The organism is Gemmatimonadota bacterium, from assembly GCA_016719105.1.
Classification (GTDB): domain Bacteria; phylum Gemmatimonadota; class Gemmatimonadetes; order Gemmatimonadales; family Gemmatimonadaceae; genus SCN-70-22.
Genome location: JADKAQ010000022.1, coordinates 42,834 through 55,581, shown reverse-complemented (window position 1 = coordinate 55,581; position 12,748 = coordinate 42,834). Strand labels below are relative to the sequence as shown.

At 68.2% G+C, this 12,748-nt stretch carries 9 protein-coding genes; 3 read left to right on the top strand and 6 right to left on the bottom strand.

Annotated features, from left to right (window positions below):
* Positions 1-21 precede the first annotated feature (21 nt).
* The 5 genes from IPN47_20005 to IPN47_19985 form a co-directional block, all read right to left on the bottom strand.
* Positions 22-1,743, bottom strand: coding sequence for a hypothetical protein (locus IPN47_20005; protein ID MBK9410284.1), 1,722 nt, complete (start codon positions 1,741-1,743; stop codon positions 22-24).
* A gap of 7 nt (positions 1,744-1,750) precedes the next feature.
* A complete protein-coding gene (locus tag IPN47_20000) occupies positions 1,751-3,163 on the bottom strand; it encodes a serine/threonine protein kinase (GenBank protein MBK9410283.1) in 1,413 nt (470 codons plus the stop codon).
* Positions 3,164-3,335: 172 nt separating this feature from the next.
* Positions 3,336-4,322 (bottom strand): carbon-nitrogen hydrolase family protein, encoded by a 987-nt coding sequence (locus IPN47_19995; protein MBK9410282.1) that lies wholly within the window; start codon positions 4,320-4,322, stop codon positions 3,336-3,338.
* Positions 4,323-4,420: 98 nt separating this feature from the next.
* Positions 4,421-5,746: a CitMHS family transporter gene (locus IPN47_19990; GenBank protein ID MBK9410281.1), complete on the bottom strand. Its 1,326-nt coding sequence runs from the start codon at positions 5,744-5,746 to the stop codon at positions 4,421-4,423.
* Between the two features lie 72 nt (positions 5,747-5,818).
* On the bottom strand, positions 5,819-6,517 hold the full coding sequence (locus IPN47_19985) for a dienelactone hydrolase family protein (GenBank protein ID MBK9410280.1): 699 nt from the start codon (positions 6,515-6,517) through the stop codon (positions 5,819-5,821).
* A 319-nt stretch (positions 6,518-6,836) separates the two neighbouring features.
* Here IPN47_19985 and ftsH point away from each other — a divergent pair, with 319 nt between their 5' ends.
* A complete protein-coding gene (gene ftsH / locus IPN47_19980; GenBank protein ID MBK9410279.1) occupies positions 6,837-8,741 on the top strand; it encodes an ATP-dependent zinc metalloprotease FtsH in 1,905 nt (634 codons plus the stop codon).
* A gap of 94 nt (positions 8,742-8,835) precedes the next feature.
* Here ftsH and IPN47_19975 read toward each other — a convergent pair whose 3' ends face one another.
* Complete coding sequence (locus tag IPN47_19975) at positions 8,836-9,900, bottom strand: hypothetical protein (GenBank protein ID MBK9410278.1); 1,065 nt, start codon at positions 9,898-9,900, stop codon at positions 8,836-8,838.
* A gap of 600 nt (positions 9,901-10,500) precedes the next feature.
* Between IPN47_19975 and IPN47_19970 the strand changes: the two genes are divergently transcribed.
* Both IPN47_19970 and IPN47_19965 read left to right on the top strand, forming a co-directional pair.
* Positions 10,501-11,157: a phosphoribosyltransferase gene (locus IPN47_19970; GenBank protein MBK9410277.1), complete on the top strand. Its 657-nt coding sequence runs from the start codon at positions 10,501-10,503 to the stop codon at positions 11,155-11,157.
* Between the two features lie 50 nt (positions 11,158-11,207).
* The gene (locus IPN47_19965; protein MBK9410276.1) at positions 11,208-12,566 is read left to right on the top strand and encodes an erythromycin esterase family protein; all 1,359 of its coding nucleotides are present in this window, start codon (positions 11,208-11,210) and stop codon (positions 12,564-12,566) included.
* Positions 12,567-12,748 lie beyond the last annotated feature (182 nt).

Here is a 12,748-nt window from a genome sequence, read left to right as displayed (position 1 = left end):
GCCGGAAGCCGAGACTACACCTCAGGTTGCGAGCGCTCTCGTCAGATCCGTGCAAGTCCGGATGACGTCCTCTCCTCCGATAGACCGCGGCATTTCTAGTCGCAACCGACAGGCTCGTACCAGCGCGGCGGCGTGGGTGAACTCGCTCGTCACATATCGTGGGGCGCGTGCCAGTGCGCGGAACGCGTTGTCAAGATGCATGGCAGCCGAGACACCATCGTCCGACCGAAGAAGCAACCACGCCTCCTGAAACACCGCGTCCCAAGAGATGTCGGACGCGCGAGCACCGCGCCTGGTCCCTTGGTTCTCCTGAAACAGACTTCTCACTTGCCGAAAGTCCCGTTTCATATAGGCCGAGTACATCCTCGAGAGGTGATCCCCTCCGTTGAGATTGGTCGACCAAGCGCTCGGAGGCTCGCACACGCGCCTTAGCCACTCAACGCGGTGAGCGATGAGCGCACGCAAGGCCGCGACTCTTCTAGGTTCAACCTGCGCGTCTAGATATTGCTCGATAGTGCGCCTCAGGTTGGCAGCGCTGTCGTCGCACCTTCCTATGGCGAGGGCGCTCCAGTATGCGGCAAGCGCTTTGCGAAGGGGTGCACCCAACTCGGCGCCGAATTCGCGCTGCTCGACCTCCGCATCACCCCAATACGCCTGCAGGTGGCGCGAGAGCCGAGCCTCGTCCCCGCGCAGAGCCGCAACTCCCACGAGCCAACGAGCTTCTCGCGCAGTGGGTGAGATGGCGGAACTGAGCACTGAGTCCGCCAGATGTCGCACCACAGCGAACTCGTGTCGCTTGAGACGAAGTCGCACTTCAGTGGCGGCGAGTTCCGCTGCCATTGCCGGTTCCCTAACCATCAAGCGCGCCGCCTGAATCTCAGTCAGCGCATTGGGGGTGCCGTTCTCGTTCTGTGCACCACCAATGTCGCCGCGCGACTCCAGTGCGGTCGCGAACATCATGCGGGCATCCAGCGAGTGCGGCGCTTGAACCGCCCACGCTCTTGCGAGGTCGAACCGAGTCGCGCGCTGGTGCTGCAGGGCCTCCGCGATGGTCGACGGCATCGTTCCGCGAGATCCTCGCCGATGCTGAGCGAAAGGGTATGGGATGAACAGAACGGTACCGCCGCCCAGCGATGGTAGCGCGAAGAGCGAATCGCGTCGAGCAGCGTCGCTAAATCCCAAGCGCCCCCGCCCTGCGTCCGCCGGTACTATGGCGATCATCCGGCGAAACAGCACTGGCGCAACTGACGCGGGCGCATGCGCGAGCGCATCGCGATACGCATCGATCGCCTGCGTCCAGTCCGTACGAAACCGCCAACCCGAAGTGGTAGATGGATCGGACACCACCACGGAGTCGCGCGAGAGGGCATCGCCTATCCCAACAATCGCTGCCAAGTGGGTCGAATCGATCTGCCGTAACCGCTGGAAGGAAGTCAGGGCCTCGGGATAGCGATTCTTGATCAAGTGAGCGAGTCCCTCGGCGTGGACAGACTCTCGCGAAAGATCGGGGCGGGTCGCCAGGCGCTGCAGGGCGACGTCGCTCCACCTCCTTGCCTCGGGTAGCGCTAACGCGTCGTCGGACCAGATGCTCACTTGCGCCGCCCAGAGGGCGGCTAGTCCGAATAGGGTATCGGTCGACGCCGCACGTGCGAATGCCGCGAGCGCGCCATCGGCATCGCCCCGCTGCAACAGGTGCACGCCGGACTGATAGCGTCGGAGCGCCGCAAGACTCGACGTCGCCAACGGCTCGTCAGGTGCGATTGCCGTTGGATGGCGACGCAGTACTGCAGCAGAGATTCGACGGGCGACTCCCACGACCTCCGACGGTGTTGCGTCGCCAATCGGCTCGATCACCCGCACGACGGACGAGTCGCCCGTCCGATCGAACAGCTCGCCAATGACCTCTCGCCCACTCGGCGTTCGCTTCAGGCGCAATTGAAGAAGAAACCTCGGCGTCGCGACGGCTACCCGCGGCAGAGATCGGAGTCTCTGATCGTTCCGAAGTCCGCAACGAAGGGGACGCTTCGAGCACCTCCACGCCATCCCAAGCTCTGAGTGACATTGCCACTCCATTGGCGAGACGATGCAGGAGCGAGTCGCGCGTCTCTTGCGCATTCTCCGCACGATCTCCGAGCGCGACCACCAGAGACAGTTGTTCGTCCGATTCATGTTCGGCAACGGAACCTGTGACACCCTCAGTTCGTCCGATGACCCGCCCTTGCCAACGGGAGGAGATCGCCAGACCCAACGCGAGAACGAGAACAAAGGCCAGCATCAGCCTCGTCCGGTGGTATGGAAGACTTGTGATCGCGATCGGATGCGCGACGGCTGGCGCCTCCGCTCCCAACGCCCCCCCCATCTCCCCCACACCCTGCCACCGATCTGCCGGCTCCTTCGCCAACGCCTTCATCACCGCCGCCTCCAACCCTGCGGGCACACCGTCACAATGCCGCGACAACGGATCCGGCGCATCCGTCACTCGCCGCATCAGCATCCGTGCTTCGTCAGCACTGTGAAACGGGTTCTGCCCGGCAATCATCTCATACAGCACGCACCCCAAGCTGAAGACGTCGCTCCGGTGATCCAGATCCCGGTCGGCCATCGCCTGCTCGGGACTCATGTACGCCCGCGTTCCGCGCGCGACGCCGGTGGTGCTGTGCAGCTGCCCCGCGATCGGCTCCAGCGCTTTGGCGATCCCGAAGTCCGTCAGGTACACGGCGTCGCCAGCCACCATGACGTTGGCGGGCTTCACGTCCCGATGCACCACCTTGCGTTCGTGTGCATACGCCAAGGCATCGCACAAACGACGACCGATGCGCACCACCTCGTCGAACGGCAGCCGTCGCTCCCGCCTGAGCCGCTCCTGCAGCGACTCCCCCTCCACATACCGCATGACGTAGAACGGGCGACCCTTCCACTCCCCGGAATCGAGCACCGGCAGGATGTTGGGGTGCGAGAACTCCCGTAGCAGGCGGATCTCGAGCGAGAAACGGTCGGCCGCGCGCGATCCCGAGAACTCCTCGTGGAGAACCTTGAGCGCCACCCGCGCATCGTCGCGCACATCACGGGCAAGGTAGACGGTCGCCGAACCGCCGCGCCCGAGCTCGCGCTCGATCGCGTACCGCTCCGCCACAGTCACGTCCCCTGTGCCCTCGTCCAACACGCGTCGCTGCTGCCGTTGAATGTGGACCTAAGCTTGCGCCGAGGCGCTCCCGGCCGCTAGCGGTCCGCGGAGACAATTGATCCCTTGCATCCGGCCTCATTGACCCGCAGAAGGAACGAGGAGCACGCGTGGCTGCCGCGACGGCGCGTGTCGCGCCTGCCGCCGTTGTCGCCTAATCCCGGAACACGCCAATCGCGCCGTTGACGAACTCGGCCGTCCCCTGCCGCTCGCGATTGACCACCAACTGCAGCACGTCCGGCCGTCCATAGTGCCCCACGGCGTCGAAGTTCTGCCGTTCTTCGCGCACGCGCGCGTGGTCGAGCGTCGCCACGATCACGCGCTCCTCCTCCGGCAGCGGCGCAGCGACCCAGCTCCCATCGGGCGCGGCGATGCACGAGCCGCCGTTGGCGATCACGTCGGGCAGCGACTCGCGCAGCAGGTCGACCTGCGGGAGCCCATCCGGGATGTCGCTCCTCCGGAGTACGCCACACACCGAGATCACGTACGACCGGCTCTCGCGGGCGATGAAGCGCGTGATGTCCGGGGTGTTGTGCATCCCGCCGGGCCAGATGGCCACGTGCAGGTCCTCGCCCTGTGCGTAGAGCGCAGTCCGGGCGAGCGGCATCCAGTTCTCCCAGCAGTTGAGCCCTCCGACAGTGAAGGGACCAACCGGATGCGTGCGCAGTCCATGCCCGTCGCCGGGGGACCAGCTCAGCCGCTCCTCGTACGTCGGCATGAGCTTGCGATGCACCGACCGGATGCTGCCGGTCGCGTCGATGTACACGAGCGACGCGTACACGCTGTGCCCGCCGCGGTCACTGGGGCGCTCGATGCAGCCGAGGACGACCGCCGTGCCTAACGCCGCAGCCGCATCGCAGACCGGGCGCAGGTGCCCCGCCTCGACCTGCACCGCCTGGTCGAGGTAGTGCGCGTGAAAGACCTTCTGCACCCGGGACTCGAAGCGCGCACCGTCCGTGCGCTCGATCCAGAACGGATAGCCGGGGATGAGCGCCTCGCCGAAGGTGACGAGCGTCGCGCCAGCGGCCGCCGCGTCATGCAACCGCGCGACCACCTTGGCGATCGTGCGCTCACGGTCGAGCCAGACGGGGGCCATCTGGACCGCAGCGACGGTGAGTGAATCGGCGGGGCGTGTGGTCATCGGTGCCCGTGGTAGGGAAGGTGAGGGGGTGCGGTGACGACGACCGCGTCAGGCGTGCGACTGGCGGCGTGCGTGGCGCGTGCGGCCACCGGCGACGGTCACCCGCGCCCCACGAGGGGGATCACCGCCGTGACGAGGCCGACCGCCAGCATGAGGAGCGAGGTGAGGAGCGACCACTTGATAGTGAAGCGCTGGTGATCGCCGAACTCGACCCCGGCGAGCCCCACGAGCAGGTACGTCGACGGCACCAGGGGGCTCAGCAGGTGCACTGGCTGCCCGATCACCGAGGCGCGCCCCATCTCGGCGGCTGATATCCCGTACGCCTGGGCTGCCTTGGCGAGGATCGGGAGGACGCCGTAGTAGAAGGCGTCGTTCGAGATGAAGAAGGTGAACGGAATGCTGAGGATCCCGGTCACGACGGCCAGGTAGGGCCCTAACGACGGCGGGACGATGGCGATCACGCTGGACGCCATCGCGTCGACCATCTTGGTCCCCGCGAGGATCCCGGTGAAGATGCCGGCAGCGAAGATCAGCCCCGAGACGGCCAGCACGTTGCCGGCGTGCCGTGACAGGAAGGCCTTCTGCTCACCCACCGAGGGATGGTTGATCATGATCGCCACGGCAAAGCCGATCATGAAGAGGATCGGGAGGGGCATGAGGCCGGCGACGAGCGCCGCCATCAAGCTCACCGTGAGCACCGCGTTGATGGTGAATCGCCCCGAACGGCGCTGGGCGTCGTCGGTGCGGAAGTCGGGGTCCGCGGGCGTCTCGTCGAAGGCAACCGCGTCGGGGAGTCCGGGCGCGGGAGTGGCCGCCAGCCGCACGCGCTCGTGCACGCCGAGGCGATACGCCGCATACAGGACCCACAGGGAGCAGACGAGCATGGCCGGGATCATGGGGCGGAAGATCTCCGACGAGTCGATGCTGAGCGCGCTCGCCGCGCGCGCGGTGGGCCCTCCCCACGGGATGACGTTCATGACCCCGCCCGCCATCATCGTCACGCAGGCCAGGATGAGCGGACGGATGCCGAGCTTGCGATAGAGCGGGAGCATCGCCGCGGTGGTGATCATGTAGGTCGTCGAGCCGTCGCCGTCGAGCGAGACGAGCAGGGCCAGAAGCGCGGTCCCCACCACGACCTTCATCGGATCGCCGTGCACGCGGCGCACGATCAGCTGCACGAACGGCTCGAACAGCCCCGCATCGATCATGATCGCGAAGAAGAGGATCGCGAAGGTGAGCATGATCCCCGTGGGCGCGAGCTTCGTGACGCCGTCGAGCATCATCGCCCCCAACTCCCCGGTGTATCCCGCCAACAGCCCGAAGGCGAGCGGGACGAGGATGAGCGCGGTGAGCGGCGCCATCCGCTTGGTCATGATCAGGGTCATGAAGACCACGACCATGCCGTAGGCGAGGAGTGTGAGCATGCAGGCGAGGCAGGGGGTGGCGGGGCGCGGCAAACCTATCGCGCCCCACCGCCCGCGGCCAGCACGCGCGCCTCAGTTGGTGACAGCAGCGCGCGACGACGGCGTGGACGGCCGCAGGTGTTGCACGAACCAGCGCGACGCGAGGGCCTCCACCTCGGCCAGTGCCCCCGGCTCCTCGAAGAGGTGCGTGGCGCCAGCGACGATCGCGATCTCGTGAGGCACGCGTAGCGCACCTGCCGCCACGCGATTCACCTCGAGCACCGGGATGTCGCGACTCCCGACGATCAGCAGCGTCGGTGCCTGGACCATCGGGAGCGCACTCCCGGCAAGATCGGGGCGCCCGCCGCGCGACACGATGGCCTGCACCTGGGCCGGGCGCTCGGCCGCCGCCACGAGCGCGGCCGCCGCCCCCGTGGACGCGCCAAAGACACCGATCGGCAACCCGCGGGACAGCGGCTCATGCTCCGCCCAGTCGATGGCGGCCGCGAGGCGACGCGCAAGCAGCGGGATATCGAAGCGCAGATGCGCCGTTAGGCGATCGACCTGCTCCTCGGCGGGCGTGAGCAGGTCGAGCAGCAGCGTGCCGAAACCCGCCAGTTGCAACGTTGTCGCGACCTGGCGATTGCACGGGCTGTGGCGGCTGCTCCCACTCCCATGCGCGAAGAGTACGAGCCCCTGCGCCCCGACTGGGATCACGAGGTCACCGTGGAGCACGGTGTGGTCGGCAGGGATGCGCACGGGTGTGAGGCGCGCAGGCACGGTGGTCGTCATGTGACCCTCCGGTGCGGCGTGGCGGTGCCGGAACAACAATGCCGTGGGGGCGCGATGACGCGCTCCCCAAACGGGAGAATGCGTGACGGACCACGCGCGCGCAGCCGGGCGAGTGGGCGAGGCACGTCAGCCGCATGCCGACAGCCCGGCATTCCCCGACAGATTCCCCGTCCTCCGCCCCGCACCTTGGACTCGCGGTGCCGCGTGTGGCGACGCCCCAACACGGAGGCGATCCGTGGCCGACAAGACCCGCCGTGACCAGGGTGAGCAGGGCAAGCGCCCATCCCCGACCGGCTTCCCGACCTGGATCATCGTCCTGATGATCCTCTTCCCCCTGCTGTTGATCCCGCTGTGGGGAGCGCAGCAGGGAGAAGCCGTCACCTACAGCGAATTCAAGACGCTGCTCGCCGCGCACAAGGTGGACAGCCTGCTCGTGAGCCCACGTCGCATCACCGGGCGGCTCACCGTCGCCGGGCTCGATTCGCTGTTGGGTCCGGCGCGTGCCGGCGCGCTCGCCAAGGCATCCCGCGGCGAGAAGTCGGTGTCGTTCACCAGCACGCGCGTCGACGACGACACGCTGGTCGAGCAGCTTCAGGCGGCGAAGGTGTCGTATGCCGGCGACGTCGACAGCAGCGTCCTTCCGTCGCTCCTCGGCTGGCTGCTGCCGATCGGGCTCCTGCTCTTCCTCTGGCGCAACCTGATGAGAGGTGGTGGAGGCCCCACCGGGGTGATGGCGATCGGGAAGAGCCAGGCCAAGCTCTTCGTGGAGAAGTCGATCGACGTCACCTTCAACGACGTCGCCGGGATCGATGAGGCGCGCGCCGACCTCATGGAGATCGTCGACTTTCTCAAGAACCCAGAACGCTACCGGCGGCTCGGCGGCAAGATCCCCAAAGGCGTGTTGCTGGTGGGGGCGCCGGGAACCGGAAAGACGCTCCTGGCCAAGGCGCTCGCCGGCGAGGCACAGGTCCCGTTCCTCAGCCTCAGCGGGTCGGACTTCGTGGAGATGTTCGTCGGCGTCGGGGCTGCCCGTGTGCGCGACCTCTTCGTGCAGGCGCAGTCGCAGGCGCCGAGCATCATCTTCATCGACGAGCTCGATGCGCTTGGCCGTGCGCGCTCTGCCGCCTCGACCATCGGCGGGCACGAAGAGCGCGAGCAGACGCTCAATCAGCTGCTGGCCGAGATGGACGGCTTCGACTCGCGCAGCGGGGTGATCATCCTCGCGGCGACCAACCGCCCGGAGATTCTCGACCCTGCCCTCCTGCGCCCGGGGCGCTTCGATCGCAAGGTGGCGCTCGACCGCCCCGACGTGCGAGGACGCGAGCAGATCCTGCGCGTCCACACGCGCAAGGTGAAGCTCGCCCCCGAGGTCGACCTGCCGGGGATCGCGGCCCGCACGCCGGGCTTTGTCGGTGCCGACCTTGCCAACCTGGTGAACGAGGCCGCGCTCGCGGCGGCACGCCTGGACAAGGCCGCGGTGGAGCCGGTGGACTTCGAGAACGCGATCGATCGCGTGATCGCCGGACTGGAGCGTCGGTCGCGCGTGATCTCGGAGAAGGAAAAGACGATCGTGGCCTATCACGAGGCCGGCCACGCGATCGTCGCCGAGCGACGCCCGACGGCCGATCGCGTGTCGCGCATCTCGGTGATTCCGCGAGGGATCGGTGCGCTGGGCTACACGCGGCAGCAACCGACCGAGGATCGTTACCTCCTCACGCACACCGAGCTGCTCGAACGACTCGACGTGTTGCTGGGCGGCCGTGTCGCCGAAGAAGTCGTCTTTGGCGACGTGTCCACCGGGGCGCACGACGACCTCCAGCGCGCCACGGACCTGGCCCGCGAGATGGTGACGCGATACGGGATGAGCGATGCGTTAGGGTTGGCCGCCTTCGAGCGCCCGTCGCGCGCGCTTTACCTCGACGTCCGGACCGCCGGCGCCACGGAGTACTCGGAGGAGACGGCGCGTACGATCGACGCCGAGATCCGGCGCCTGCTCGCCGAATCGCATGACCGCGTGCTCGCGACGCTCGCGGGAGAGCGTGATCCGCTGGAGCGTGTGGCGCGCATCCTCATGTCGCGCGAGGTGATCGACCGACAGGAGTTCGTGGCCGTACTCGCCGGAGATTCGATGCCGCAACCACCGGCGTCGGCCCCGGCCCCGACGTCCACTCCAGCACCGCCTCTCCCTGCCAGGGCTGCACCGGTCACCGCGGGCGTGGGCTAGGCTCTTCCCCTCAATGCAGCGGGCGGCGCGCAGTGACTGCGCGCCGCCCGCTCTTTTCTGCCGCGACCCGGGCACGGCCCGGACCAACGAGAGGCTATGCGCTGCCCGCCGCGACGGCGTAGCGCAGCCGCGCCACCACCCCCTCCGCCCTCTGGTCGATCTCCTCGGCCGCCGCACCATGCACCTCGCGCACGAGGGCACCCTGATGGAACGCGTGGCGTACCATGTCGTCGGTGTCGACCGGGAAGAGCTCGACGAAGCGCTCGCTCAGGATCAGGTCGGCCACCCCCTCACGATCGAGCATCGCCTTGGTTGCCCGGATCCCCGTCACGGCGCGACCGCGCGAGCCGTGTTCGTCGATGATGCCGCGCACCAACTCGGTGTCCATCTGCTCGGCACGCGCCTGGGTGACCTTGGCCACTTCGCGCGCGATCGTGTACGGGGTCGAGTGCATGTCCAGCCCTACGAGCGTAAGCGTGCGCGCGTCCAGGGCGTGCGGAACCGCGGCTCGGGCCGCCGCGACCGCGCGCGCATTTCCGGCCAGGCAGAGCCACCCATCACGCCCCGCCAGCTCGACGGCGCGCACCATCACGTCGGCGTACAACCGGTCGCGGGCCACCATCTGCTGGCGATCGATCTCGTCGGCGGCCGTCCCACCGCGCGTGCCTTGGTGGAATGTCGCGTTCCCCCCGCCCAGGTGATGTTCAACATCGAAGTCGACGTCGGCGGTCATCGACTCGACGCGCTCGACGTGCTGCGGCGGCGTGAACTGATAGAGGTGTGCGTGGCGCGCGTCGAGGACGAGGACCGCCGCCGAGGCACCTAACGAAACAGCCTTGAGCAGCGGGGCCACGTGGATCCCCATCTTCCAGGTGGCCACGTTGGGAACGGCGGTGTCGATCGGCGTGGAGAACAGCACCTCGCCCGGGGCCACGATGACGAGGACGCCGGGGGCGCGCAGCGTCCCCTTCTGGGCGAGCAGCCACTCGCGCAGCGTCGCGACGGCGGCGTCGAGGGCGGCGCGGTCGCTGTGACTCGCCCCGGCCTCCCGTTCACGGAGGGCGTGCAGCGTCTGTGCGAGTTCGGCGTGCCACCGGTTGCGGTCGGCCGGGTTTTCGACGGTCGCGCGCAGGTACACGGTCAGTACGTGGCGGTCCATGTAGGTCGCCGCCAATTGCGTCAAGTCGCGATGGCTGAGCATACGGCACCACGGTGAGTTGCTGGTGAATGCTGCGAACTGCGTGTGGCGCGTGGCAGCGGCGGGTGAGGAAGAGGAGATCGCTGCGGGGGCACGCGCCCGTGCATGTGAATCCGCCGACTCACGGCGGGTGGATCCGGCGCATCGCGATGATCGGGAGGCGTTTGAGGGCGTGGAGCCCACAGGCCTGGCAGTGTCGGGCCAGTTCGGCGAGGCGTTCCGCTCTCGAGCGGTCTCTCATCGCGCGCCGTCCCCTTCTGCCTTCAACTTGTAGGGGTGCACACACCGTGCGCCATCCGAGAACCCCTGTCGGGACGGTTGGAAGTTGCCGATGGCGCGCCGCATTTCCGCGCGTGGTGAGCACCAGCCGCGGTGTCTGGCGCCCACAAGGAGCACCTCCCCGACGCCTTCCCTGCATTCCCCTGCTGGATGCGACGGGGGAAATCCCCCAGCGTATCACCGTCCCGCGGCGCGTTCGCGACACGCATGCCGGCGTGCCACGCTGGAGCAGGCACCGCTGACGGTCTCGGGTGGCGCCCCGCGCCGCAGGAAGGAGGGACCATGTCACGTTATGCCGATCGCGAGCAGGCCGGGCGTCGCCTCGCCCACGCCCTCGGGCACTACGCCGGGCGCCCCGACGTGATCGTCCTTGGGCTGCCACGTGGTGGCGTGCTCGTAGCCGCCGAGGTGGCGACGTCGCTGCAGGCTCCGCTCGACGTCTTCACGGTGCGCAAGCTCGGCGTCCCATGGAACCGCGAGCTCGCCGTTGGGGCGATCGCCAGCGGCGAGGTCGCGGTCTTCGATCGCGACGCCATGCAGCAACTCGGGATCACGATGGCGGACATGGCCGACGTGATCGCTCACGAGGAGCGCGAACTCGCCCGGCGCGACGCGCTCTTTCGTGGCGGACGTGGCCCGCTGGCGCTCAGCGAACGGACGGTGATCGTCGTCGACGACGGCCTGGCGACCGGCGCGACGATGACCGCGGCCGTCGACGCCATTCGCACGCTCGGCGCTACGCGCATCGTCGCCGCCGTCCCCGTCGCCTCAGAGAGCGCGTGCGACGCCATGCGAGCGCGTGCCGATGAGTGCGTGTGCCTCGAGGTCCCGGCGCCGTTCTACGGCGTCGGCTACTGGTACGATGACTTCCATGACGTGAGCGACGCGGAGGTGCTGGCGATACTCGCCGAGCATCCCCCCACGCCGCACCCAGCCTGACGAGCCGCCGGAGCGCATCCGACCCGATGCGCCGGCGAGGAGGTGGACCGATGTCGAGCATCACGGCGATCAGCGACGCGTCCTCCGCGGCGCGCACGGTGGCGAAGGAGGCGCGCCACCTCGAAGGTGGCCCGCGCGACTTCGACCCGATCCTCGAGCTGGCCGCAGGAACGCGCTTCGTTCTCATTGGTGAGGCCTCGCACGGGACGCACGACTTCTATCGCGTGCGAGCCGAGATCACCAAGCGGCTCATCCGCGAGTTCGGTTTCACGGCGCTCGCCGTGGAGGCCGACTGGCCCGACGCCTTTCGCGTCAACCGGTACGTGCGCGCACAATCCGACGACCCGAACGCCGACGAGGCGCTGGGGGGCTTCACCCGCTTCCCGCAGTGGATGTGGCGCAATGCCGACGTCCTGGACTTCGTGGGGTGGCTGCGGGCGCATAACGACACGCGTCCGCAGGGAGCACCGCGCGTCGGATTCTATGGACTCGACCTGTACAGCATGCACGCCTCGATGGCGCACGTGCTGTCGTACCTCGACGTGGTCGACGCCGAGGCCGCCACGCGAGCACGGCACCGGTACGCGTGCTTCGATCATTTTGGCGAAGACCCGCAGGAATACGGCTTCGCCGTCTCGCGCGGAATGTCGGAGTCGTGTGAACACGAAGTGGTCGAGCAACTCGTGGACATGCAGCGTGCCGCGTCGGGGTGGGTGTCGCGCGACGGGCGGCTGGGTGCCGACGCACACTTCTTCGCACAGCAGAACGCTCGCCTGGTACGCAACGCCGAGGCGTACTACCGGGCGATGTTCCGCGGCGGCGCCGCCTCGTGGAACGTGCGCGACCGGCACATGGCCGAGACGTTGCGCACCCTCGCCGATCACCTGCGCGCCACGGAGCACAAGCCGGCGCGATTGGTCGTTTGGGCGCACAACTCCCATCTGGGGAACGCGGCCGCGACAGAGATGTCGCGGCACGGGGAGGTGAACCTGGGCCAGCTCGTGCGTCACGACTACGGCAGCGACGCCTTGCTTGTGGGCTTCTCCACCTATGATGGTACGGTCACCGCCGCCTCGGACTGGGGCGCCCCCGCGCAACGCATGGCCGTACGCCCCGCACTGCCGGGATCGTACGAGGCCGTGCTGCACGACGCCGGGGCGCAGCTGCTGCTCGACTTGCGTCGGTCGGCCGAACTGCGGCGCGTCCTCGATGCGCCGCGCCTGCAGCGGGCCATTGGGGTGATCTACCGCCCGCAGACGGAACGCATCAGCCACTACTTCGAGACGCGCCTCCCCGAACAGTTCGACGTGCTGCTGCACTACGATTCCACGCGCGCCCTCGAGCCACTCGAGCGAACCGGGCTGTGGGAGCATGGTGAACTGCCCGCCACCTATCCTACAGCGCTGTAGCCGCGCAGCGCTCCCGGCCGTGGTGATCCTGCGAGGATGCTGGTCGCACGCCTCGGGTCGTGTGCCATCGCCGACCTGAGCGGCGACGCCGTGGTGCGCACGATCGTGGGCACAATCGATGGACCGGTCGCAGGTCCTGTCAAACGACCTGCTGCGGCTGTCATCCCCCGTGCACGCTCCGG